The following is a 25,411-nucleotide window of genomic DNA, read 5'->3' as shown; positions in this document are numbered from 1 at the left end:
GTGGTGCTTGCTTCATTCCTTTGTCAATTACTCAGATGGCGGTGTATAGCCGTCGATAACGACATCTTTGCCTTCAAATAGAAAGCTTACCATCTCAGCTTCAAGCAGTTTACGATGCTCAGGATCCATCATATTCAGCTTCTTTTCATTGATCAGCATCGTCTGCTTAGATTGCCACTCCGCCCACGCTTGTTTAGAGATGTTATCGAAGATACGCTTCCCTAGTTCACCTGGGTACAGTTGAAAGTCTAGGCCTTCAGCATCTTTCTGTAGACGAGCACAAAAAACCATACGGCTCATAATGTTATCCTCAATTAATATCGTTGTAAGGTGTCAATAAGCTGCTTTACTGGCGCAGCTAGCCCCACCTTTTCTGGTTGGGTAATGTTATACCAAAGACCTTTAGTCGGTTCCATCATCATTGTCGGAAGCTGGTTCAGCGTCACGACGATGGGAGTGATATCAAGGTGGTAATGGCTAAAGGTATGTCTAAACGCTATCTCAACGTCCGTAGAGGCTATCATGGCCTCATGAATGCCTAACCCTTCAAGTACCGGCTCAATATCGGCTGTAGGACTTTCAGGGAAACAAAATAGCCCTCCCCATATGCCTGTTTGCGGACGCTGAGCAAGCCAGAGTTCTTGGTTGTGCTTAACAATCACAAACCAAGTTTCTTTCTCTGGCTTCTGTTTCTTAGGCTTTTTACCTGGATAATCAAGCGGATTACCCTGTTTATTCGACGCACAAAGAGACTCGATTGGGCACAGTGTGCATTTCGGCTTACTGCGCGTACACACCATGGCTCCCATATCCATCATGGCTTGGTTGTACTTATCGGTATCAATATCCGGCGTATGCTGCTCAGCAATGTCCCATAATTGATTTTCTACTTTCTTCTGCCCAGGCCACCCCTCGACAGCAAAACTGCGAGCCAGCGTTCGCTTTACGTTCCCATCGAGAATCGCATGCGGCAATTTATGAACCGAAGACAACACTGCAGCAGCGGTTGAGCGACCAACACCCGGCAATGCGTTCATTTCTTCTAGCGTTAACGGAAACTCGCCTCCGTGTTGCTCTACAACCACTTTGGCGGCTTTATGCAGGTTGCGAGCTCTGGCGTAGTAACCGAGCCCCGTCCAAAGGTGCAGCACTTCATCTTGCGGCGCATTGGCTAAAGACTCGACTGTTGGGAAGTGCTCTAGAAATCGCTCGTAGTATGGAATAACGGTCGCCACTTGGGTTTGCTGCAGCATGATCTCAGACAGCCACACTTTATAGGCGGTTTTGTCTTGCTGCCACGGCAACTGCTTACGACCAAATTTGTCGTACCAGTCTAATATTGAGCGTGCAAAAGGCGTCACAATGTTTCTCTTCTCTCTTATAATTTGCCGGAAATTGCACCACACTTAGTAACAGAAGTAAAACCGCGTGAATTTCTGATCCGATAATGCTTGCTTGATAGCAAATTCTTTGGATAATTCCCGCTCTGATTATTGAATGAACAGGCTAAACCAATGAGTGAAGTGACTACTAACGAATACACTGAAGATGGCAAACTGATTCGCAAAGTTCGCAGTTTTGTTCGTCGCGAAGGACGTCTAACAAAAGGCCAAGAAGCGGCGATGGAAGCGTGCTGGCCAACGATGGGTATTGATTATCAAGAGTCACTACTCGACTGGGAACAGGTATTTGGCAACAACAACCCTGTGGTTCTAGAGATTGGTTTCGGTATGGGCGCTTCGCTCGTTGAAATGGCAAAGAACGCACCAGAGAAGAACTTTATCGGTATTGAAGTACACAGCCCAGGCGTTGGTGCTTGCCTTTCTTCTGCGCGTGATGCTGGCGTGACTAACCTACGTGTAATGTGTCACGATGCGGTCGAAGTGTTTGCGAATATGATCCCAGAAGGCAGCCTGAGCACACTGCAACTGTTCTTCCCTGACCCATGGCACAAAAAGCGCCACCACAAGCGCCGCATTGTTCAGCTAGACTTTGCTGAAATGGTGAGAACTAAGCTTATCCCTGAATCTGGTATTTTCCACATGGCCACTGACTGGGAAAACTACGCTGAGCACATGGTAGAAGTGATGAACGAAGCACCAGGCTTTGAAAACATTGCTACTGATGGTGATTTCGTACCGCGTCCAGAAGAACGTCCACTGACGAAGTTTGAAGCTCGTGGTCACCGTCTAGGTCATGGTGTTTGGGATATCAAATATCGTCGCACTGCGTAAGCAAGCTGCGAAATTTAATTGACGAAAAGCCAACCTAACGTTGGCTTTTTTTAGCGCTCATGTTGGGAGAACAATAACCATGAAACCAACAAAACAGATCCTTTCAACCATTTTAAGCGAAGTTAAACCGCTAATTGGCCAAGGCAAAGTCGCCGATTACATTCCAGCGCTTGCTAATGTGCCGAATAACAAATTGGGGATCGCGGTCTACACCAATGAAGGTGAAGTGATCACGGCAGGTGATGCAGAAGAAAACTTCTCTATTCAGTCAATTTCGAAAGCTTTGAGTCTAACGCTCGCCATGATGCTCTATAAGCCAGAAGAAATCTGGCAGCGCGTTGGCAAAGAGCCATCGGGACAAGCTTTTAACTCGCTGATCCAGCTTGAAATGGAGCAAGGTATCCCTCGCAACCCATTTATCAACGCGGGTGCTATCGTGGTTGCTGACTTACTACAAAGTCGCTTATCAGCCCCGAGACAGCGCTTATTGGAGTTTGTGCGTGTATTGTCGGGGGACAGCCATATTGTCTACGATAAAGTTGTTGCCGCCTCGGAGATGATGCACAGCGACCGTAACGCGGCCATCGCCTATCTGATGCGCTCATTTGGCAACTTCAACAATGATGTGATCCCGGTACTCAATAACTATTTTCACGCGTGCGCGCTGAAGATGAACTGTGTCGATCTTGCGAAAACCTTCAGCTACCTTGCCAACCAAGGGCAGTCGGTCAACACCAAAAAGCAGATCATCACACCAACACAAACCAAGCAACTCAATGCGTTGCTGGCGACCTGTGGTCTGTATGATGGTGCTGGTGAGTTTGCCTACCGCGTAGGTATGCCTGGTAAGTCAGGGGTTGGCGGCGGCATTATCGCCATAGTACCGGGTGAGATGACCATTGCAGTATGGTCACCTGAACTTGATAAGTCTGGCAACTCTCTCGCTGGCACTCGCGCATTAGAAATGCTTTCTGAGCGAATCGGTCGCTCAATTTTCTGATTCCGTTTTCAACGGTTGAAAACAAAAGAAGCTGGTCTCCACCAGCTTCTTTTTTATCTATAGCAACCAAGCACTAGTAGCGTGCAGTACTGCCATCAAACAAGTGCTGCTGACTGTAGAGCAGGTAATTGAGACCACTTTCATACATGGCTTTGGTGCGTTTCGACTCACTACAATCAAATGATTTCAAACTGATGCTATCGCTACCTACACGATAACACGCCTCTTTTTGGCCGCTTTCGGCATTAATTCGGATCATTTTGTCATTGGCTAACCAGTAGAACTGGTTATTCACTGTAAAATCTGCACCCTCTTGGTAGTTTTTCGCCAAGAGACTTTGTCCAGAGAACCAACCGACTTGCCCTCCTAACAGTTCGACCACAGTTGGCGCGACATCTTTGTGAGATGCAGAGAACGGTAACGTACCTGTCGGGATGTCCATATTGATACCATGGATCAAAAACGGAATTGAAACGTGTCTAAGATCGTTTTTCGCCCCCACCATGGTGTGGTCAGCCACCAGCACTAAGAGCGTTGGTCGCTTAGTTTGCGCTTTCAAACGTTCAACAAAACGTCCCAGAGACTGATCCGCATGGTGCAATACACTGCGGCGTGTTTGATCTTCTGTTGCATCTCCAAACACATAATCGGATTCATTCGGGAGGTAGCTATCGTGTGTGGTACCTGTGTTAATCGCGACAAACTGAGGGGCGTCACCTGCTTGCGCTAATTTATCCAACGCGAAGTCGTAAATCCCATCATCCATATAGCCCCAATAGTTTTGATCTTGCCCTTTATCTGGGTAGTCAAACTTACCGTAAGAGTCGCTAAATCCTAGCGATTGGGCAAATGCGCCTACCATGCCCTGACCACTACCTTGAACAAAAGATGTTTCCCAGCCGCGCTCTTTCAGTAATTGCGGTAAACAGCGGTATGGCATGCTCTCTAGGCGAGTTCCTGCCACACTACCGCCAACCGGGTTGGGCTGCGAACACATGGTAGCAAACACACCTTCCACAGTTCGAAAACCATTGGAGTAAAACGCCTCTGTCGATAACGACTTATCTCGTAATGCGTCAAAGTTCGGGGTGGCATTGACATCAGAGCCATAGCTTTGCATGTCGTAGGCAGTCCAGCTTTCCAATAGGACTAGCACCACATCATGCTGCTTAAGTCGATTAACCCGAGTTTTCGGTTTAGGGTTCACTTTCGTTTTAAGCTCAGCCATTTGATTCGCGTTTTGCTCTGGCGTCCAGCGATGACCTGATTTATCTTCTCCCACCAGCGAGTAGTAGGTAATCGCATAAGGCGCACTCCAGGCAATACGAGCCTGGTTGATATCACCAATTTTATAGGCATACATAGGTGTTTGTGGTTTGTCACTAAAACCGCCGCGCACTGCTGCTACAACGGCAACAACAAACATCAGTGCAACAGAGGCTGATTGATACCAACGTGGGCTGAACGTTATCTTTTGAGGGAACTTACGTAGCAGCACAGCAAAAACAATTAACATCGTTAATGCGATGATGATGAGACCTGAAAACTGAGTAGCGACGGTTGATAGCAGCTCAAATTCCATTCCCTTACCGAGGTGCAAATCAACCGTAACATGACGGTTTGCTTGGCTAAGGTATATAGTATCGCCCATGGTTGAGAAAATGATCCATGCACCACAAACGAGTAGCCACGTGTGAAACAAACCTTGATACAATCGCTTAAAGTGGGCAAATGGAGTGAGCAGAAGTAAACTCAAGCCAGTCAGAAGGAGAGAGACCGTCAGGTCGAATCGTACGCCCCAAATAACGGCGTTCAGAAACTCTAACAATAATGTATCTGAATAGTTGATTTCATACCAACCAAGAAAAGTAACTTTAGAAACAACCGACAATAGTGCCAGCATCACGACAATTTTTGCTAAAGAAAGGATCATATTGTGCCCAGTAATTTCAACAGGTTACTGCTTCCTTACAGTAAAATATCGTCCTGGGCGCGAATTGTAGTCAAACTGCTACGTCAGCAGAAGTAAGTTACGGTAAGCGTTGGTCATCAGTCCAATTCAAATTGCTCTAATACATCGTTTAGAAACAGCTTACCTTTCTCGGTCACTATCCAGTCATCACCTAAATCATCAATATAGCCATTATCGATGCAGTGCGTCATCGGAGCCTCAATAGCGCTCAAACTCAATCCGGTACGCTCGGTAAACTCCGTCTTAGGACAAGCTTCCAACAGGCGTAGACGATTAATGAAGAACTCAAACGGCCTATCTTGAGCGTCGACTTCGGTCTCTGTATCCAAGTAAGGTTTAAGCATATTGAGGTAGCCTCTGGGGTGCTTAACCTTAGTGGTTCGCACAATACGACCATCTGAAAAACTCAACTTGCCATGTGCACCGCACCCAATTCCGAGGTAGTCACCAAATCGCCAGTAGTTCAGATTATGCTGACATTGATAACCTGGCTTACTGTAGCCGGAGACTTCATATTGCTGATAGCCTGCTTCTTCGAGCATCTTATGGCCTTGCTCATAGATATCCCAAAGATCGTCATCATCAGGCAAAGTCGGCGGTTTCGAATAGAACAAGGTGTTCGGTTCAATGGTTAGCTGATACCAAGAGAGATGCGGCGGAGCAAGGTCAATGGCTTGCTGCAAGTCGCTAAGCGCATCGGCTACCGATTGATCTGGCAGTCCGTGCATCAAATCTAGGTTAAAGCTGTTTAAACCTATGGTATGAGCCAGCTTGGCCGCATTGATCGCTTCACTCTCACCATGAATACGACCTAAGCGCTCAAGCTTTTGCTGCTGGAAGCTTTGAACGCCAATAGAGATGCGAGTCACGCCGCCAGTTTGATAGCGTTTGAACCTCGAGGCCTCAATCGTCCCTGGATTGGCTTCCATGGTGATTTCGATGTCATCACGAAATGGGATACGCTGTCTTACTCCATCCAACAGCTCCTTAATAAGCTCTGGGGCGATCAGGCTTGGCGTACCACCACCAATGAAGATCGAGTGCAGCGGACGCTCATCATCAGCAAGTTGATAACGAGTGATATCAGCATCGAGATCCTCAAGAAGTGCCGTAATATATGCCTGCTGTGGTATCTCTCCTTTCTGTGCATGAGAGTTAAAGTCACAGTACGGGCATTTTTGCACACACCATGGGATATGAATGTACAGGCTCAGTGGTGGCGGTGTAATGGCAGATAGAGTGGACATCGCTTATAGACCTTGAGCCTTGATCGTCGCGAAAAGCGCCTTCAACGCTTTTCCACGGTGAGAAAGCTGCTTCTTACGCACTGGTTCAAGCTCTGCCGATGCACACCCCTCTTCAGGAACAAAGAAGATAGGATCGTAGCCAAAGCCATTCTCTCCCGAAGCTTCAGTCAAAATACGGCCTTCCCATTTACCGTGACAAACCAATGGTGTCGGGTCATTCTCATGGCGCATCAATACTAGAACGCAATGAAAACGCGCCGTTCTTTGCTCTTCTGGCACACCTTGCATTTCACTGAGTACTTTTTCTAGATTGAGTTTATCTGTCGCCCCTTCACCGTAGTATCGCGCAGAGTAGATACCCGGAGCACCTTTTAGGTAATCAATTTCTAGACCAGAGTCATCAGCAATCGCAGCAAAACCCGTTTCTTTTGCCGCATGCCTTGCTTTGATGATGGCATTTTCAATGAACGTCGTACCGGTTTCGGCTACCTCAGACACATTAAACTCACTTTGAGCGTGAACCTCAAAGCCAAAATCAGACAGCAAGTCTGCCATCTCTTTAACTTTCCCTTGGTTACCTGTTGCTAGGACGATTTTTTTGTTCATGAGTGTGTCTCGAGGTTAAGGTTCTACATAAAGCTTTTGACTAAAGGAAACAGGCCCTCGGCCTTTGTTTCCCGCATCGATATCAATCGTGAATTTATACATTTCTTCATTCACGATCGGAAATTGAGCGAGGTAGTATATCGCATCTCCCTCTTTAATTTGCTTAAACTCTAGGGTTTTCGTTTGACCAATAAGGTTCTTAGCGACACCTTTAATGCTGACTTCCATCGCAGGTTTGCCGGCACTCGCTCGATCGAGCACGCTTACATTGACGGTAGCGATGTGCTCATTACGCTTTAACCCGTAACTGCGAGCAACCTTTGGCGTGACAAACGTAGAGTTAAACACCACGTAATGTACTTCCGCATCTTTGATCGTTTTGAACTGACCAGCAGCAGCGACGCTGCTCATGAGTATGGCAAAGATGAATAACAACGACTTTTTCATCCTCTATCTCCTTGTAAAAAGCCCTCATAAGAGGGCTTGGAATTCCTTAGGTATTTGTATCGGTGACACGATCCTAAGCTGTTTATGACGACCGAGCTCACCTTTCTCTATCAGCACTTGGCTTTTCGCAACTTTAAACTGTTTGGCCAAGTATTTACTAAGGTGAGCATTGGCTTTGCCATCAACGGGAGGCGCGGTTATTGCAACTTTAAATTCGTCACCGTGCTCTCCCACCAATTTATCGCGACTTGCCTTAGGTTGTACGTAAATACGCAGAACTAGGTCATCGCCCACCTGAGTAACAGCTGACATTACAATCGGAACCAAATTGGGCCGATAATATCGCCTATCAACATGTTGGCAAATTGCAACACGATAAACAAAACTAACACGCTAAGATCAAAACCGCCCATAGCAGGAATGATGCGGCGAATTGGTGCTAGCATTGGCTCTGTGAGTTGATGGAACACGTATTCAATCGGGCTGCGACCTTGGCTGACCCAGCTAAGAATAGCTCGGATAAGCAGTACCCAAAACAGTAGCCCACCAGCGGCCTTAAGTAACGACAACGCGCCCCAAATAAAGAAACCAGCGTCTAAACTGATACCACCACCAGAAGACACCATCACTAACGCAACGAATTTACCGACGCTTAGCACATAGGCAAATAACAAGGTCGCCATATCGATACTACCAATCGATGGAATAATACGGCGCAGCGGTGCAACAACAGGTTGAGTCGCTTTGACGATAAACTGGGAGAACGGGTTGTAGAAGTCCGCTCGCGCAGCTTGAAGCCAGATACGCAAAATAACGACCATGATGTAAAGATCAAACAAGGTCGAAACCAAAAAACTCATTGAATTCATATAAAGCCCTTACGAATAATCATTAGTGGGGTTAGAACAGTTTTTCCATTTCTTCTGCACGCGCCACTGCCGCCTGCATCGCTTTGGCTACAATGCCACGAATATCACTTTCTTCAAAGGTGCGTACAGCTTCTGCTGTGGTTCCACCTTTTGAAGTCACTTGCTGGCGCAGTGTCGCCAAATCAATATCTGGGTTCTCAGTCACCATAGTGGCTGCGCCTAGCGCCGTTTGCTGCACTAACAAACGAGCGCTGTCGCTGTCAAAGCCACTGGCGATTGCTTGTTGTTGAATTGCTTCCATAAACAAGAAGAAATAGGCGGGAGCGCTACCTGCTGCTGCAATCACATCGTTGATGCCCGACTCTTGTTCGACCCAGCACACCTTTCCTACCGCTTGCATCAACTGCCCTGCAAACTGTTTATCCGCATCTGGGGTAACAGGAGAGGCAAATAGGCCACTCATGCCTTTACCGACCAGTGAAGGCGTGTTTGGCATCACGCGGATCAAATTCAACTCACACGCGAACATTTGCTGCATTCGAGCGACATTGATTCCTGCCGCAATTGAAATCACGAGTTTATTGCTAAAGTCGACAGACTGAAGCGGTTTGGCTACCTCTTCCATCAACTGAGGCTTAACCGCCATAACAATAACGTCAGCTTGCTTCGCTGCTTCAACATTGTCTGTCGTAACCTGAACGCCATAGTCTTGTTGCAATGCCGTCAGTTTCGCCTCGCTTCGGTTCGTTGCAGTGATACAGTTTGGTTCGTATCCACTTGCCACTAAACCAGCAACAATCGAGCGCGTCATATTGCCCGCTCCAATAAAGGCGACTTTTCTTTGTTCCATGAAACTTATCCTAAAATGAAAGCTTAACAGTGACACTATCTAAGCTTTGTTACTGTAATCCCTTGCGCCGAAGATTGCGGTACCGATACGTACTATGGTGCTGCCCGCTTCAATCGCAGCCTCCATATCTCCGCTCATCCCCATCGATAGCGTATCGACTTGCGGGTATTGCTTAGCGAGCGAATTTTTTACCTCGGCAAGGGCTTTGAATGCCACCAGTTGAGATTGATAGTCACTGACGTTCTCGGGAATGGACATCACTCCTCTTAACGTGAGGTTAGGAAGCTCGGATATCAACTGGGCAAGCTCAAACACTTGCGTATCATCAACTCCAGACTTACTCGCTTCGCCACTAGTATTAATTTGAATTAGCACCTGAAGCGGCGGCATGTCCGCCGGTCTTTGGTCATTGAGACGCTGAGCAATCTTATCTCTATTGATGGTATGCACCCAATCAAAATGCTCTGCTACTGGTCGCGTTTTGTTGGACTGAATTGGGCCAATAAAGTGCCACTCAATATCCAGCTCAGGGTGCTGCTCTTTGAACAGCGTTACCTTGGTAACACCTTCTTGCACGTAGTTTTCACCAAACATACGATGCCCTGCGTTACAGGCTTCTAGAATCGCTTCCACAGGCTTGGTTTTACTCACCGCGAGCAGTTGCACCTCACCTTGCACTCTCCCGCACTTTTGCTCTGTTGCCGCAATTTGCGAGTTAATAAGTTGTATATTGTTCTGAATGCTAGTCATAGATTTAAAGTCAAAAGGAAAATGAATGGATATCACCGAGTTACTAGACTTCAGTGTAAAACATAATGCGTCAGATCTACACCTTTCTGCTGGGGTTTCACCTATGGTACGCATTGATGGTGAAGTAAGGAAACTGGGCATCCCCGCATTGGAACATTCAGATGTACACAAGCTCATCTTTGACATCATGAATGACAAGCAGCGCAACGAATACCAAGAGCACTTAGAAATCGACTTTTCCTTTGAGTTGCCTAACATTGGCCGCTTTCGTGCCAACGCGTTTAATCAGTCTCGCGGCTGTTCAGCCGTATTTCGAACCATCCCAACGGATATTCCAACCCTTGAGAGCATTGGGGCTCCGAGCAAATTTGCAGATCTTGCCAACCTAGAAAATGGACTCGTGTTAGTCACGGGTCCCACTGGCTCAGGAAAATCCACCACGCTTGCCGCTATGGTCAATCATATTAATGAGCATCAAAACAAACACATCTTAACCATCGAAGATCCCATCGAATTTATTCACAGCAATAAGAAGTGCCTCGTTAATCAGCGCGAAGTCCACAGAGATACCCATAGCTTTAAATCTGCACTCAGGTCCGCACTTAGGGAAGATCCCGATATCATCCTAGTCGGAGAGCTTCGTGACCAAGAGACAATTAGCCTTGCGTTAACGGCGGCTGAAACCGGTCACTTGGTTTTTGCGACCATGCACACCAACTCGGCTGCTAAATCAGTCGACAGGATTGTTGATGTATTTTCTGGGCAAGATAAAGACATGGTTCGTTCCATGCTCTCAGAATCACTACGCGCCGTCATTGCACAAACGCTGCTTAAACGCTTAGGCGGTGGGCGTATTGCTTGTCATGAGATCATGGTCGGCACCCCTGCTATTCGCAACTTAATTAGAGAAGATAAGGTGGCTCAAATGTTTTCGGTTATCCAAACCGGAGCGGCAAATGGGATGCAAACTATGGAGCAACATGCCAGGCAACTTCTTTCGCAAGGCTTAATCGATATCGAAGAAGTCAGCAAGAAAGTCGTTCAAAATGACACCTTATTTCAGTGAGGAATTAGCATGCCAATCATTGATGATGTTCTTAATCATATGCTGGAGCTTAAAGCCTCAGATCTCTATTTAACTGTCGGAGCACCTGTACTCTATCGTGTCGATGGTGACTTAAAGTCTAGAGGGGAAGTACTTACTGAGCAGGCCATTCATGAATTACTGCAAGCAGTGATGGATATCGAGCTGCAACGTGAATACCATTCGAGTAAAGAAGCCAACTTTGCCATTGTAAAACCCATTGGCCGTTTTCGTGTCAGTGCCTTTTTCCAGCGAGAGCTACCTGGCGCTGTCATTCGGCGTATTGAAACGAACATTCCTAGCTTTGAAGAGCTGTCACTCCCCGACGTACTGCAAGACTTAGCGATTGCAAAACGGGGGCTGGTACTCATTGTTGGTGCAACCGGATCTGGTAAATCAACCACCATGGCAGCAATGACTGGCTACCGTAACCACAACCGCTGTGGACATATCCTTACGGTTGAAGACCCTATTGAATTTGTTCATGAGCACCAGAAGTGCATTGTAACGCAAAGAGAAGTAGGCCTAGATACGGAAAGCTACGACGTGGCGTTAAAAAACTCCCTAAGGCAAGCACCCGATATGATCCTTATTGGTGAAATCCGTACTCGCTCAACAATGGAGTATGCTATGGCCTTTGCAGAAACTGGGCACCTTTGCATGGCAACCTTACACGCTAACAATGCAAACCAAGCGCTAGAAAGAATACTCCACTTAGTACCAAAGGAACGTAAAGAGCAATTTCTCTTCGATCTCTCCACCAACCTAAGAGGCATCATCGCCCAACAATTAATAAGGGACAAAAACGGCCGTGGTCGACACGGTGTATTTGAAGTGTTGCTGAATAGCCCAAGAATTGCCGAGTTAATACGTAAAGGCAGTCTTCATGAGATAAAAGCGGCAATGAGTAAAAGCAAAGAGGTAGGGATGCAGACCTTTGACCAAGCCCTCTATGACCTAGTCCTAGCGGACAAAATCAATCAAAGCGATGCATTGCACAGTGCCGATTCACCGAATGATCTAAGACTGATGCTCAAGCTTCAAAGTAATGACGCTAAACAGCAAGGTGGTTTGACTGGCATTAAAATAGACATGAGTTAAACGCAAAAAGGCCGTATCTTTCGATACGGCCTTCTTTAAAGTGGCTCCCCCTGCGGGACTCGAACCTGCGACATACGGATTAACAGTCCGCCGTTCTACCAACTGAACTAAGGGGGAATTGCTTTTCGCAATAAAGTGGTGCCGACTACCGGAATCGAACTGGTGACCTACTGATTACAAGTCAGTTGCTCTACCTACTGAGCTAAGTCGGCACTTAAAGCAAGCGTTCGCTTACTTTTGAAAGTGGCTCCCCCTGCGGGACTCGAACCTGCGACATACGGATTAACAGTCCGCCGTTCTACCAACTGAACTAAGGGGGAATTACTTTACGTAAATAAATGGTGCCGACTACCGGAATCGAACTGGTGACCTACTGATTACAAGTCAGTTGCTCTACCTACTGAGCTAAGTCGGCGACACTTTATTTGTTATTGCTCGTACTAATTGTCTTAGCACCAACAATCTAAATTGTGGTGCCCGGAGGCGGAATCGAACCACCGACACGAGGATTTTCAATCCTCTGCTCTACCGACTGAGCTATCCGGGCGACGAGGTGTATTAAACGGTTTTTCGGCCTTTAGGTCAACACTAAATTGCAAAAAAAATATCGTTTGTTGGTTTTATATACTTAGCGTTCTATTTTTATTCGTTTGGTGCTCAAAAACAAGCCCTAGCAGTGGGTCAGCCAATTGCAGACCACGTTATTGCTGGGCTTGAGATAGTTCCCAAGCACCAAAAAAGTATCAATTTTAACGCCTACAGCCAACTATAATTTTGCATTAAGCCACTTCAAAGCGGGCCACTTTAGAAGTTAGGTCTTCAGAAAGCTGATTTAGAGTTTGCGTAGCGCGCTTAGTTTCGTCTACAACACCTCTCAATTCGCTGCCGCTATGCTCGATCATGTTAATACGTTGAGAGATATCATCACTGACTTCCGTTTGCTCGGCAGCCGCTGTCGCGATCTGTTGGCTTTTTTCCGTGATAGCTTCAAGGCTGAGTACCACCTCTTGCAATGCCTGCGAAGCAGTTTGAGACTCAGATACTGTTGCTTGGCTCGTCTCTGCGCACAATAAGATACTTTGAATGGCATTCTGCGACCCCGACTGCAAGTTGCCAATCATTTCTTGGATCTCTTTCGTGCTCTGTTGAGTTCGACCTGCTAGATTACGAACCTCATCGGCCACAACAGCAAAACCTCTGCCCTGCTCTCCCGCTCGAGCAGCTTCAATTGCAGCATTCAACGCAAGCAGATTGGTTTGCTCAGCAATGTCACCGATTACGTCCAGGACACGAGCAATGTTGTTAACATCACTATCTAGATCGGATACTGCCGCACTTGCCCCTTCTAGTTGAGTCGCAAGCCCTTCAATATTCGAAACGGTTGCCAAAATAAGCCCGCTAACTTGCTGGCTCTGCTTGTCAGCTTCATCAGTACTTTGCGCAGCGTCCGTTGCCGATTGAGCGACGTGAGAGGCGGAAGAGGCCATTTCAGTCATTGCCGTTGCAATCATCTCAGTACTTTGTTGCTGAGTAGACGTCAGAGTGGCAATCACGGAAGAGCGAGAGTCCGCATCTGACAGTTGAGAAGTAATAGATGCAGTCACCTTTTCAATGCTAGACAGCAATGATGCAAGTGATAGGTTCATTGCTTGGACTGAGTGGTAAATACTTCCATCAATCGCTTTGTGTTCAAAGCTTGTCTTTAATTTACCGTCTGCTACGTCCTTAACCGCCTTAAGCACGTCAGAAGGCTCTCCACCAAGAATAGACGTCATTCTATTGAGAGAGGTTAACAGCAAGCCCACAATGACAACTATAATGGCAAGGCAGAAGGTGAGCTGCCATTTTGCCGTTGACCAAAAACGCTCATTGACTTCATTAAAGCCAATACCGGTACCAACAACCCAATTCCAGTGTGGAGTACGTTCAGCGATAGAAAGTTTGTCTTCGACGGAACCATCTGGGAGGGCTTGTGACCAATGATATTCAATCAGGGACCCCGTGGTGTTACCTAGCTTGCTGAGAATGATATCGCCCACACTACGACCATTACTATCTTTAAAGTCATGGAAACTCGTGCCGTGCAATTGAGGATCTAACGGTGCAGCAACAAAGATCATCTCTTCATCTGCGACATACACATACTCATTGTCTTTATAGACATTGTTCCTAAGTATACGGGTTGCAATGGCTTTAGCTTCGGACTCAGATAGTACCCCTTCGATAGATAGCTTTTCCAACTCAACAATCGTTGAGTAGGTACTAGTAAAGATCTCCGTTACTCGAGATTTGTTGTCACTATCGCTCGCGACGCGAAGCGACCAAAGGCCTGACATAGAGACAGCAACAACGGCAACAAGAATAATTAGCGATAATAAATATGTCTGATTTTTTAACTTCATTTTTTTGCTCAGATACTGATAACGTACGAAATATGGCATTTTAATGAAGAATACATGACACCGTTATCATTAAAAGAGGGGATATTGAAAATTATGATAGCGATTAAATTTGCGAAATAAATTAAGTTTTAGACTTAAAGAATCGTGGTAAATGGTCGAGGACTAGAGTTTATTGACTAGGTCAAGATTAGTTATTGGATGTCTCTTGCTAAGTAACATAGCTCCAGTTTTTCGACAGGAAGGCCTAATACAGAACTGAATGTACATGGTGAGTTGGACAGGCAGATCTTCAGTCAAGACTCATCCGAAAGCAACACGAAGAGTTCTGATGAACTTAAGAAGCCCTACTCCTTGGACGGGAACACCTAGCCAAAGACTTAGTATATTGCAGATAGCAAAAAGCCTCGTCTTTCGACGCAATGTAGATCAGATAAGGATCGGTTGACCGATCCTTCTGATGAGAGACAATCGGAAACCTGTTTATAGGTTTCCGATTTTTTTATGTCTATTCAAAACTTCTTTGCCGACTTCCTCGAAGAAAACCCTGTCGATGTAGCTCAGCTCACCACATTCTCTGAACATATTCCTGATGAGTGGGTCGCTAAAGCAGCCTCTCTGTCTGATAAAGCGACAATCCGTCGACGCCGACTACCGAGTGATATGGTTTTGTGGTTAATTGTTGGTATGGCTTTTTTCCGTAATGAACCCATTGCCGAAGTCGCACGGAGAATGAACGTCTGTGCTGATGGCCTTGCTGATGAAGAACTGTTGGCAAAGAGCGCTTTAACCCAAGCAAGACAGCGCTTAGGTAAAGCAGCACCAGAATGGCTGTTTAAGCAATGCGGAAAAACATGGGGGCTTGAGCGATACCCTGATGATACTTGGCAAGGCCTACAGGTTTTTGCTGTAGATGGTGCTCTTTTTAGAACAGCTGACACACCCGAATTAAGAGAACATTTTGGCTCTGGTAATACGTCTAGCAACAGGCAAACACCTCATCCAGTATTGAGGGTTGTGACAATGATGAATGTTCGCTCTCATGTCATCGTTGATGCAGCGATAAGCCCGTATCGCCGAGGTGAAATCCCTCTAGCGATGCCCTTCATCAACGCTTTACCAGACAACTCTGTGACATTACTGGATAAAGGGTTTTATGGAGCAGATTTACTACTTTCTCTTCACAACAGTGGAATAAATAGACATTGGCTTCTCCCTGCAAAGAAAGGAGTCAAATATACCCTACTGGACGATAAAGAAAGCAGTGACATGCTAGTAGAGATGAAGACCTCTCCACAGGCTCGTAAGAAGAACCCTAATCTTCCTGAGAAATGGACAGTCAGGGCGGTCACTTACGAGGTCCAAGGTAAATCCAAGACGGTGTTTACCTCTCTTCCTAGAGACAAGTATGACGCTCAATCCGTGGCAGAGCTTTATCATGAAAGGTGGGAGATAGAATTAGGTTATCGTGATATCAAGAGTTCGATGCAACATAACGCTTTAGTGTTGAGAAGCAAAACAGTCGATCTCGTCTATCAAGAGCTATGGGGACTGCTACTTGGTTATAACTTGGTGAGACGAGAAGCTAGTCAAGCCGCAGTTGAACACGGGCGCTTACCTAATGAAATAAGTTTTAAGTATGCTTGCCAATTTATAGCCAGCCAGCTCAAAGTGATGAGTAAAGCGGTATCCTTAGGTAACACGCCGAAACGCTTAAAGAGCCTTCGAGGCGACCTATCCATCCTCTTTATAGACAAACGCCCTAAGCCAAACCGGCCTAGGGCGGTAAAAATATCAAAAACCCGATACCCTGTTAATCGCAACGCTGCTCCTCTTAAATGAACTACGTTGCGTCTTTCGACGAGGCTTCATAATAAGTGGCGGAATGGCGGGGGCGCCTAGCCTTGGGTTGCATCCAACCGGGACTCGACTCCCTTGAAAAGGGAGCTACCAAATTTTAGATAATAAAAAACCCGACGCTTTCGCATCGGGTTCTCTAATAAGTGGCGGAGTGGACGGGACTCGAACCCGCGACCCCCGGCGTGACAGGCCGGTATTCTAACCAACTGAACTACCACTCCGCAGTGGTCTATTTAAAGTCTTATCTCAATCGTGCTTTAAACAGATTATGTTCAAAGCCTGGCGATGTCCTACTCTCACATGGGGAAGCCCCACACTACCATCGGCGCTATTGCGTTTCACTTCTGAGTTCGGCATGGAATCAGGTGGGTCCACAACGCTATGGTCGCCAAGCAAATTCTTAATTCGGAAAACTGATTTAAAAGTCTAAATACACATTCAAAGTTCTTGCTTTGAGTCCATCAAAACCCTTTGGGTGTTGTATGGTTAAGCCTCACGGGCAATTAGTACAGGTTAGCTCAACGCCTCACAACGCTTACACACCCTGCCTATCAACGTTCTAGTCTCGAACAACCCTTTAGGACGCTTAAAGCGCCAGGGAAGACTCATCTCAGGGCTCGCTTCCCGCTTAGATGCTTTCAGCGGTTATCGATTCCGAACTTAGCTACCGGGCAATGCGTCTGGCGACACAACCCGAACACCAGAGGTTCGTCCACTCCGGTCCTCTCGTACTAGGAGCAGCCCCCTTCAATCTTCCAACGCCCACGGCAGATAGGGACCGAACTGTCTCACGACGTTCTAAACCCAGCTCGCGTACCACTTTAAATGGCGAACAGCCATACCCTTGGGACCGACTTCAGCCCCAGGATGTGATGAGCCGACATCGAGGTGCCAAACACCGCCGTCGATATGAACTCTTGGGCGGTATCAGCCTGTTATCCCCGGAGTACCTTTTATCCGTTGAGCGATGGCCCTTCCATTCAGAACCACCGGATCACTATGACCTGCTTTCGCACCTGCTCGAATTGTCATTCTCGCAGTCAAGCGGGCTTATGCCATTGCACTAACCTCACGATGTCCAACCGTGATTAGCCCACCTTCGTGCTCCTCCGTTACTCTTTGGGAGGAGACCGCCCCAGTCAAACTACCCACCAGGCACTGTCCTCATCCCCGATTAGGGGACCAAGTTAGAACATCAACACTACAAGGGTGGTATTTCAAGGACGGCTCCACTAATACTGGCGTACTAGTTTCAAAGCCTCCCACCTATCCTACACATGTAGGGTCAATGTTCAGTGCCAAGCTGTAGTAAAGGTTCACGGGGTCTTTCCGTCTAGCCGCGGGTACACTGCATCTTCACAGCGATTTCAATTTCACTGAGTCTCGGGTGGAGACAGCGTGGCCATCATTACGCCATTCGTGCAGGTCGGAACTTACCCGACAAGGAATTTCGCTACCTTAGGACCGTTATAGTTACGGCCGCCGTTTACCGGGGCTTCGATCAAGAGCTTCGACCTAAGTCTAACCCCATCAATTAACCTTCCGGCACCGGGCAGGCGTCACACCGTATACGTCATCTTACGATTTTGCACAGTGCTGTGTTTTTAATAAACAGTTGCAGCCACCTGGTATCTGCGACTCCCCATAGCTCCATCCGCAAGGGACTTCACCGCGAGGAGCGTACCTTCTCCCGAAGTTACGGTACCATTTTGCCTAGTTCCTTCACCCGAGTTCTCTCAAGCGCCTTGGTATTCTCTACCCGACCACCTGTGTCGGTTTGGGGTACGATTCCTTACAATCTGAAGCTTAGAGGCTTTTCCTGGAAGCATGGCATCAATGACTTCACTACCGTAGTAGCTCGACATCGTGTCTCAGCCTTAAAAAGAGCCGGATTTACCTAACTCTTAAGCCTACGCACTTGAACCTGGACAACCGTCGCCAGGCCCACCTAGCCTTCTCCGTCCCCCCATCGCAATTGTAAGAAGTACGGGAATATTAACCCGTTTCCCATCGACTACGCCTTTCGGCCTCGCCTTAGGGGTCGACTCACCCTGCCCCGATTAACGTTGGACAGGAACCCTTGGTCTTCCGGCGAGGAGGTTTTTCACCCCCTTTATCGTTACTCATGTCAGCATTCGCACTTCTGATACCTCCAGCAGACCTTACAGTCCACCTTCAACGGCTTACAGAACGCTCCCCTACCCAATATACAAAGTATATTGCCGCAGCTTCGGTGTATAGCTTAGCCCCGTTACATCTTCCGCGCAGGCCGACTCGACTAGTGAGCTATTACGCTTTCTTTAAATGATGGCTGCTTCTAAGCCAACATCCTAGCTGTCTAAGCCTTCCCACATCGTTTCCCACTTAGCTATACTTTGGGACCTTAGCTGGCGGTCTGGGTTGTTTCCCTCTCCACGACGGACGTTAGCACCCGCCGTGTGTCTCCCGGATAGTACTTACTGGTATTCGGAGTTTGCAAAGGGTTGGTAAGTCGGGATGACCCCCTAGCCTTAACAGTGCTCTACCCCCAGTAGTATTCGTCCGAGGCTCTACCTAAATAGATTTCGGGGAGAACCAGCTATCTCCAGGTTTGATTGGCCTTTCACCCCTAGCCACAAGTCATCCGCTAATTTTTCAACATTAGTCGGTTCGGTCCTCCAGTTGATGTTACTCAACCTTCAACCTGCCCATGGCTAGATCACCTGGTTTCGGGTCTATATCCAGAGACTGAACGCCCAGTTAAGACTCGGTTTCCCTACGGCTCCCCTAAACGGTTAACCTTGCCACTGAATATAAGTCGCTGACCCATTATACAAAAGGTACGCAGTCACACCACGAAGGTGCTCCTACTGCTTGTACGTACACGGTTTCAGGTTCTATTTCACTCCCCTCACAGGGGTTCTTTTCGCCTTTCCCTCACGGTACTGGTTCACTATCGGTCAGTCAGTAGTATTTAGCCTTGGAGGATGGTCCCCCCATATTCAGACAGGATATCACGTGTCCCGCCCTACTCGATTTCACTGATGATGAGATGTCGGTTACGGGGCTATCACCCTGTATCGCGGCACTTTCCAGAGCCTTCACCTGTCTCATTAAAAGCTTAAGGGCTAATCCAATTTCGCTCGCCGCTACTTTCGGAATCTCGGTTGATTTCTCTTCCTCGGGGTACTTAGATGTTTCAGTTCCCCCGGTTCGCCTCGCTGAGCTATGTATTCACTCAGCGATACCTACTTATGTAGGTGGGTTTCCCCATTCAGGAATCTCAGACTCAAAGGTTATTACTACCTAATCTGAGCTTATCGCAAGTTATTACGCCTTTCATCGCCTCTGACTGCCAAGGCATCCACCGTGTACGCTTAGTCACTTAACCATACAACCCCAAAGAGTTTCAGATGAAATCTTGAGATTGTGCATTTGCTTTCACTTTTGAAAAGTGAAGACAAACTGGTAAACAACCAAAGTTGTCTGCAATTTTTATACATGATGCAGACTCGATTTTGCCGGACTCAAATATGAATCACTTTCGTGATTCCCAAGAACACTTGAATGTGTGTTGGTACCTACATCTTTAGATATAGGATTTGAGAACTTTTAATTGAATAACATTAATCAAATGTTATTCGTCAGCTTTCCAAATTTTTAAAGAGCTAATCACTTCAAATGAAGTAACCATTTCTAAATATTCTCGAGTGAAAACACTTAAAGATGGTGGAGCTATGCGGGATCGAACCGCAGACCTCTTCGCTGCCAGCGAAGCGCTCTCCCAGCTGAGCTATAGCCCCATCTGGAAAAGGTTTCCTTACTCTTAACTTACAAACCTAATCAATCTGTGTGAACACTCATCGCAATAATCTATTCGTATAAGGAGGTGATCCAGCCCCAGGTTCCCCTAGGGCTACCTTGTTACGACTTCACCCCAGTCATGAACCACAAAGTGGTGAGCGTCCTCCCGAAGGTTAAACTACCCACTTCTTTTGCAGCCCACTCCCATGGTGTGACGGGCGGTGTGTACAAGGCCCGGGAACGTATTCACCGTGGCATTCTGATCCACGATTACTAGCGATTCCGACTTCATGGAGTCGAGTTGCAGACTCCAATCCGGACTACGACGCACTTTTTGGGATTCGCTCACTTTCGCAAGTTGGCCGCCCTCTGTATGCGCCATTGTAGCACGTGTGTAGCCCTACTCGTAAGGGCCATGATGACTTGACGTCGTCCCCACCTTCCTCCGGTTTATCACCGGCAGTCTCCCTGGAGTTCCCGACATTACTCGCTGGCAAACAAGGATAAGGGTTGCGCTCGTTGCGGGACTTAACCCAACATTTCACAACACGAGCTGACGACAGCCATGCAGCACCTGTCTCAGAGTTCCCGAAGGCACCAAAGCATCTCTGCTAAGTTCTCTGGATGTCAAGAGTAGGTAAGGTTCTTCGCGTTGCATCGAATTAAACCACATGCTCCACCGCTTGTGCGGGCCCCCGTCAATTCATTTGAGTTTTAATCTTGCGACCGTACTCCCCAGGCGGTCTACTTAACGCGTTAGCTCCGAAAGCCACGGCTCAAGGCCACAACCTCCAAGTAGACATCGTTTACGGCGTGGACTACCAGGGTATCTAATCCTGTTTGCTCCCCACGCTTTCGCATCTGAGTGTCAGTATCTGTCCAGGGGGCCGCCTTCGCCACCGGTATTCCTTCAGATCTCTACGCATTTCACCGCTACACCTGAAATTCTACCCCCCTCTACAGTACTCTAGTCAGCCAGTTTCAAATGCAGTTCCGAGGTTGAGCCCCGGGCTTTCACATCTGACTTAACTAACCACCTGCATGCGCTTTACGCCCAGTAATTCCGATTAACGCTCGCACCCTCCGTATTACCGCGGCTGCTGGCACGGAGTTAGCCGGTGCTTCTTCTGCAGCTAACGTCAAATGATGCCGCTATTAACGACACCACCTTCCTCACTGCTGAAAGTGCTTTACAACCCGAAGGCCTTCTTCACACACGCGGCATGGCTGCATCAGGCTTGCGCCCATTGTGCAATATTCCCCACTGCTGCCTCCCGTAGGAGTCTGGACCGTGTCTCAGTTCCAGTGTGGCTGATCATCCTCTCAGACCAGCTAGGGATCGTCGCCTTGGTGAGCCATTACCTCACCAACTAGCTAATCCCACCTGGGCATATCCTGACGCGAGAGGCCCGAAGGTCCCCCTCTTTGGCCCGAAGGCATTATGCGGTATTAGCCATCGTTTCCAATGGTTATCCCCCACATCAGGGCAATTTCCCAGGCATTACTCACCCGTCCGCCGCTCGACGCCGTTAACGTCACCCGAAGGTTCAGTTAACTCGTTTCCGCTCGACTTGCATGTGTTAGGCCTGCCGCCAGCGTTCAATCTGAGCCATGATCAAACTCTTCAATTTAAGATTTTGTTCGGCTCAATGAATACTGAACATTACATAAAGTAATGTTTGAATTGACTGTGCTGAATCTTTCGATTCAATGGTCACTTCGTTTCATTGAAACCTAATTTGAAGCCGAAGCTTCTAATTGGATTATCATCAACGAGTGCCCACACAGATTGATAGGTTTATATTGTTAAAGAGCAATTCTCTAAAAAGAGAGAGCTTTCAGCACCTTAAGTGCCTCAGCGAGGTGCGTATAATACGCTTCCCACTTTGAAAGTCAACATAAAACTCTAAGAAAACTTAAAGATTTATGGTGACTTGCTTAGAGACTAAGCAAGTGCGAACTTTTTGTCTTCACTTTTCAAAAAAGTGAAAATAAATAGGAGCCTGGCGATGTCCTACTCTCACATGGGGAAGCCCCACACTACCATCGGCGCTATTGCGTTTCACTTCTGAGTTCGGCATGGAGTCAGGTGGGTCCACAACGCTATGGTCGCCAAGCAAATTCTTAATTCGGAAAACTGATTTAAAAGTCTAAATACACATTCAAAGTTCTTGCTTTGAGTCCATCAAAACCCTTTGGGTGTTGTATGGTTAAGCCTCACGGGCAATTAGTACAGGTTAGCTCAACGCCTCACAACGCTTACACACCCTGCCTATCAACGTTCTAGTCTCGAACAACCCTTTAGGACGCTTAAAGCGCCAGGGAAGACTCATCTCAGGGCTCGCTTCCCGCTTAGATGCTTTCAGCGGTTATCGATTCCGAACTTAGCTACCGGGCAATGCGTCTGGCGACACAACCCGAACACCAGAGGTTCGTCCACTCCGGTCCTCTCGTACTAGGAGCAGCCCCCTTCAATCTTCCAACGCCCACGGCAGATAGGGACCGAACTGTCTCACGACGTTCTAAACCCAGCTCGCGTACCACTTTAAATGGCGAACAGCCATACCCTTGGGACCGACTTCAGCCCCAGGATGTGATGAGCCGACATCGAGGTGCCAAACACCGCCGTCGATATGAACTCTTGGGCGGTATCAGCCTGTTATCCCCGGAGTACCTTTTATCCGTTGAGCGATGGCCCTTCCATTCAGAACCACCGGATCACTATGACCTGCTTTCGCACCTGCTCGAATTGTCATTCTCGCAGTCAAGCGGGCTTATGCCATTGCACTAACCTCACGATGTCCAACCGTGATTAGCCCACCTTCGTGCTCCTCCGTTACTCTTTGGGAGGAGACCGCCCCAGTCAAACTACCCACCAGGCACTGTCCTCATCCCCGATTAGGGGACCAAGTTAGAACATCAACACTACAAGGGTGGTATTTCAAGGACGGCTCCACTAATACTGGCGTACTAGTTTCAAAGCCTCCCACCTATCCTACACATGTAGGGTCAATGTTCAGTGCCAAGCTGTAGTAAAGGTTCACGGGGTCTTTCCGTCTAGCCGCGGGTACACTGCATCTTCACAGCGATTTCAATTTCACTGAGTCTCGGGTGGAGACAGCGTGGCCATCATTACGCCATTCGTGCAGGTCGGAACTTACCCGACAAGGAATTTCGCTACCTTAGGACCGTTATAGTTACGGCCGCCGTTTACCGGGGCTTCGATCAAGAGCTTCGACCTAAGTCTAACCCCATCAATTAACCTTCCGGCACCGGGCAGGCGTCACACCGTATACGTCATCTTACGATTTTGCACAGTGCTGTGTTTTTAATAAACAGTTGCAGCCACCTGGTATCTGCGACTCCCCATAGCTCCATCCGCAAGGGACTTCACCGCGAGGAGCGTACCTTCTCCCGAAGTTACGGTACCATTTTGCCTAGTTCCTTCACCCGAGTTCTCTCAAGCGCCTTGGTATTCTCTACCCGACCACCTGTGTCGGTTTGGGGTACGATTCCTTACAATCTGAAGCTTAGAGGCTTTTCCTGGAAGCATGGCATCAATGACTTCACTACCGTAGTAGCTCGACATCGTGTCTCAGCCTTAAAAAGAGCCGGATTTACCTAACTCTTAAGCCTACGCACTTGAACCTGGACAACCGTCGCCAGGCCCACCTAGCCTTCTCCGTCCCCCCATCGCAATTGTAAGAAGTACGGGAATATTAACCCGTTTCCCATCGACTACGCCTTTCGGCCTCGCCTTAGGGGTCGACTCACCCTGCCCCGATTAACGTTGGACAGGAACCCTTGGTCTTCCGGCGAGGAGGTTTTTCACCCCCTTTATCGTTACTCATGTCAGCATTCGCACTTCTGATACCTCCAGCAGACCTTACAATCCACCTTCAACGGCTTACAGAACGCTCCCCTACCCAATACATAAATGCATTGCCGCAGCTTCGGTGTATAGCTTAGCCCCGTTACATCTTCCGCGCAGGCCGACTCGACTAGTGAGCTATTACGCTTTCTTTAAATGATGGCTGCTTCTAAGCCAACATCCTAGCTGTCTAAGCCTTCCCACATCGTTTCCCACTTAGCTATACTTTGGGACCTTAGCTGGCGGTCTGGGTTGTTTCCCTCTCCACGACGGACGTTAGCACCCGCCGTGTGTCTCCCGGATAGTACTTACTGGTATTCGGAGTTTGCAAAGGGTTGGTAAGTCGGGATGACCCCCTAGCCTTAACAGTGCTCTACCCCCAGTAGTATTCGTCCGAGGCTCTACCTAAATAGATTTCGGGGAGAACCAGCTATCTCCAGGTTTGATTGGCCTTTCACCCCTAGCCACAAGTCATCCGCTAATTTTTCAACATTAGTCGGTTCGGTCCTCCAGTTGATGTTACTCAACCTTCAACCTGCCCATGGCTAGATCACCTGGTTTCGGGTCTATATCCAGAGACTGAACGCCCAGTTAAGACTCGGTTTCCCTACGGCTCCCCTAAACGGTTAACCTTGCCACTGAATATAAGTCGCTGACCCATTATACAAAAGGTACGCAGTCACACCACGAAGGTGCTCCTACTGCTTGTACGTACACGGTTTCAGGTTCTATTTCACTCCCCTCACAGGGGTTCTTTTCGCCTTTCCCTCACGGTACTGGTTCACTATCGGTCAGTCAGTAGTATTTAGCCTTGGAGGATGGTCCCCCCATATTCAGACAGGATATCACGTGTCCCGCCCTACTCGATTTCACTGATGATGAGATGTCGGTTACGGGGCTATCACCCTGTATCGCGGCACTTTCCAGAGCCTTCACCTGTCTCATTAAAAGCTTAAGGGCTAATCCAATTTCGCTCGCCGCTACTTTCGGAATCTCGGTTGATTTCTCTTCCTCGGGGTACTTAGATGTTTCAGTTCCCCCGGTTCGCCTCGCTGAGCTATGTATTCACTCAGCGATACCTACTTATGTAGGTGGGTTTCCCCATTCAGGAATCTCAGACTCAAAGGTTATTACTACCTAATCTGAGCTTATCGCAAGTTATTACGCCTTTCATCGCCTCTGACTGCCAAGGCATCCACCGTGTACGCTTAGTCACTTAACCATACAACCCCAAAGGGTCTTTCTATTTGTCTTCACTTTTGAAAAGTGAAGGCAAACGGTCAAACAACCAAAGTTGTCTGCAATTTTTATACATGATGCAGACTCGATTTTGCCGGA

16 protein-coding genes, 7 tRNA genes and 5 rRNA genes are annotated in these 25,411 nt (G+C 47.7%); 5 read left to right on the top strand and 23 right to left on the bottom strand.

Features of this window, described 5'->3' with window-relative positions; genetic code table 11:
- Positions 1-27: 27 nt before the first annotated feature.
- Both AAA946_RS02255 and mutY read right to left on the bottom strand, forming a co-directional pair.
- Positions 28-300, bottom strand: coding sequence for an oxidative damage protection protein (locus tag AAA946_RS02255; protein ID WP_112459442.1), 273 nt, complete (start codon positions 298-300; stop codon positions 28-30).
- A 14-nt stretch (positions 301-314) separates the two neighbouring features.
- The gene (gene mutY, locus AAA946_RS02250; protein ID WP_338163445.1) at positions 315-1,361 is read right to left on the bottom strand and encodes an A/G-specific adenine glycosylase; all 1,047 of its coding nucleotides are present in this window, start codon (positions 1,359-1,361) and stop codon (positions 315-317) included.
- Positions 1,362-1,514: 153 nt separating this feature from the next.
- Between mutY and trmB the strand changes: the two genes are divergently transcribed.
- Both trmB and glsB read left to right on the top strand, forming a co-directional pair.
- Positions 1,515-2,234, top strand: coding sequence for a tRNA (guanosine(46)-N7)-methyltransferase TrmB (gene trmB, locus AAA946_RS02245; RefSeq protein ID WP_042475833.1), 720 nt, complete (start codon positions 1,515-1,517; stop codon positions 2,232-2,234).
- 79 nt (positions 2,235-2,313) lie between these two features.
- On the top strand, positions 2,314-3,234 hold the full coding sequence (gene glsB / locus AAA946_RS02240) for a glutaminase B (protein WP_338163444.1): 921 nt from the start codon (positions 2,314-2,316) through the stop codon (positions 3,232-3,234).
- Positions 3,235-3,307: 73 nt separating this feature from the next.
- Here glsB and AAA946_RS02235 read toward each other — a convergent pair whose 3' ends face one another.
- From AAA946_RS02235 to AAA946_RS02200, 8 genes are all read right to left on the bottom strand, one after another.
- Positions 3,308-5,167 (bottom strand): LTA synthase family protein, encoded by a 1,860-nt coding sequence (locus AAA946_RS02235; RefSeq protein ID WP_338163443.1) that lies wholly within the window; start codon positions 5,165-5,167, stop codon positions 3,308-3,310.
- Positions 5,168-5,283: 116 nt separating this feature from the next.
- Positions 5,284-6,453, bottom strand: coding sequence for a radical SAM family heme chaperone HemW (gene hemW, locus AAA946_RS02230; RefSeq protein ID WP_338163442.1), 1,170 nt, complete (start codon positions 6,451-6,453; stop codon positions 5,284-5,286).
- 3 nt (positions 6,454-6,456) lie between these two features.
- Positions 6,457-7,059 (bottom strand): XTP/dITP diphosphatase, encoded by a 603-nt coding sequence (locus AAA946_RS02225; protein WP_338163441.1) that lies wholly within the window; start codon positions 7,057-7,059, stop codon positions 6,457-6,459.
- Positions 7,060-7,074: 15 nt separating this feature from the next.
- Positions 7,075-7,506, bottom strand: coding sequence for a DUF4426 domain-containing protein (locus AAA946_RS02220; protein ID WP_338163440.1), 432 nt, complete (start codon positions 7,504-7,506; stop codon positions 7,075-7,077).
- Positions 7,507-7,530: 24 nt separating this feature from the next.
- Entirely contained in the window at positions 7,531-7,818 is a 288-nt protein-coding gene (yggU, locus tag AAA946_RS02215) for a DUF167 family protein YggU (protein WP_338163439.1), read from the bottom strand.
- Positions 7,818-8,375, bottom strand: a complete 558-nt coding sequence (locus AAA946_RS02210) for a YggT family protein (RefSeq protein ID WP_338163438.1) — start codon at positions 8,373-8,375, stop codon at positions 7,818-7,820. The genes yggU and AAA946_RS02210 overlap by 1 nt, the downstream gene beginning before the upstream one ends.
- A 31-nt stretch (positions 8,376-8,406) precedes the next feature.
- The gene (gene proC / locus AAA946_RS02205; RefSeq protein ID WP_338163437.1) at positions 8,407-9,225 is read right to left on the bottom strand and encodes a pyrroline-5-carboxylate reductase; all 819 of its coding nucleotides are present in this window, start codon (positions 9,223-9,225) and stop codon (positions 8,407-8,409) included.
- 39 nt (positions 9,226-9,264) lie between these two features.
- A complete protein-coding gene (locus tag AAA946_RS02200; protein ID WP_338163436.1) occupies positions 9,265-9,975 on the bottom strand; it encodes a YggS family pyridoxal phosphate-dependent enzyme in 711 nt (236 codons plus the stop codon).
- A gap of 25 nt (positions 9,976-10,000) precedes the next feature.
- Here AAA946_RS02200 and AAA946_RS02195 point away from each other — a divergent pair, with 25 nt between their 5' ends.
- Together AAA946_RS02195 and AAA946_RS02190 are read left to right on the top strand one after the other, a co-directional pair.
- Positions 10,001-11,041 (top strand): type IV pilus twitching motility protein PilT, encoded by a 1,041-nt coding sequence (locus AAA946_RS02195; protein ID WP_338163435.1) that lies wholly within the window; start codon positions 10,001-10,003, stop codon positions 11,039-11,041.
- A gap of 9 nt (positions 11,042-11,050) precedes the next feature.
- Positions 11,051-12,160, top strand: coding sequence for a PilT/PilU family type 4a pilus ATPase (locus tag AAA946_RS02190; RefSeq protein WP_338163434.1), 1,110 nt, complete (start codon positions 11,051-11,053; stop codon positions 12,158-12,160).
- Between the two features lie 41 nt (positions 12,161-12,201).
- Here the strand turns inward: AAA946_RS02190 and AAA946_RS02185 are convergent.
- The 6 genes from AAA946_RS02185 to AAA946_RS02160 all read right to left on the bottom strand — a co-directional run bounded on the left by AAA946_RS02185 (position 12,202) and on the right by AAA946_RS02160 (position 14,562).
- Positions 12,202-12,277: transfer RNA gene (locus tag AAA946_RS02185), tRNA-Asn, on the bottom strand.
- A 19-nt stretch (positions 12,278-12,296) separates the two neighbouring features.
- A tRNA-Thr gene (locus tag AAA946_RS02180) sits at positions 12,297-12,372 on the bottom strand.
- Positions 12,373-12,404: 32 nt separating this feature from the next.
- Positions 12,405-12,480, bottom strand: a tRNA-Asn gene (locus tag AAA946_RS02175).
- A gap of 19 nt (positions 12,481-12,499) precedes the next feature.
- Positions 12,500-12,575 (bottom strand) — tRNA-Thr (locus tag AAA946_RS02170).
- 56 nt (positions 12,576-12,631) lie between these two features.
- Positions 12,632-12,707: transfer RNA gene (locus tag AAA946_RS02165), tRNA-Phe, on the bottom strand.
- Between the two features lie 232 nt (positions 12,708-12,939).
- Positions 12,940-14,562 (bottom strand): methyl-accepting chemotaxis protein, encoded by a 1,623-nt coding sequence (locus tag AAA946_RS02160; protein ID WP_338163433.1) that lies wholly within the window; start codon positions 14,560-14,562, stop codon positions 12,940-12,942.
- 501 nt (positions 14,563-15,063) lie between these two features.
- Between AAA946_RS02160 and AAA946_RS02155 the strand changes: the two genes are divergently transcribed.
- On the top strand, positions 15,064-16,401 hold the full coding sequence (locus tag AAA946_RS02155) for an IS4 family transposase (RefSeq protein WP_338163367.1): 1,338 nt from the start codon (positions 15,064-15,066) through the stop codon (positions 16,399-16,401).
- Positions 16,402-16,563: 162 nt separating this feature from the next.
- On the opposite strand, the gene AAA946_RS02150 is transcribed toward AAA946_RS02155, so the two are convergent.
- The 7 genes from AAA946_RS02150 to AAA946_RS02120 form a co-directional block, all read right to left on the bottom strand.
- Positions 16,564-16,640, bottom strand: a tRNA-Asp gene (locus tag AAA946_RS02150).
- Positions 16,641-16,696: 56 nt separating this feature from the next.
- Positions 16,697-16,812, bottom strand: a 5S ribosomal RNA gene (gene rrf / locus AAA946_RS02145).
- Positions 16,813-16,901: 89 nt separating this feature from the next.
- Positions 16,902-19,789, bottom strand: a 23S ribosomal RNA gene (locus AAA946_RS02140).
- Between the two features lie 336 nt (positions 19,790-20,125).
- A tRNA-Ala gene (locus tag AAA946_RS02135) sits at positions 20,126-20,201 on the bottom strand.
- Between the two features lie 79 nt (positions 20,202-20,280).
- Positions 20,281-21,833, bottom strand: a 16S ribosomal RNA gene (locus AAA946_RS02130).
- A 370-nt stretch (positions 21,834-22,203) separates the two neighbouring features.
- Positions 22,204-22,319 (bottom strand): 5S ribosomal RNA (gene rrf / locus AAA946_RS02125).
- A gap of 89 nt (positions 22,320-22,408) precedes the next feature.
- Positions 22,409-25,295, bottom strand: a 23S ribosomal RNA gene (locus AAA946_RS02120).
- The 16S, 23S and 5S rRNA genes sit together here with 2 tRNA genes alongside, the layout of an rRNA operon.
- Between the last annotated feature and the right edge of the window lie 116 nt (positions 25,296-25,411).

Source organism: Vibrio sp. 10N, from assembly GCF_036245475.1.
Classification (GTDB): Bacteria; Pseudomonadota; Gammaproteobacteria; order Enterobacterales; family Vibrionaceae; genus Vibrio.
The sequence above is the reverse complement of the archived record's forward strand: the minus strand, read 5'-3'. Positions and strand labels throughout refer to the sequence as shown.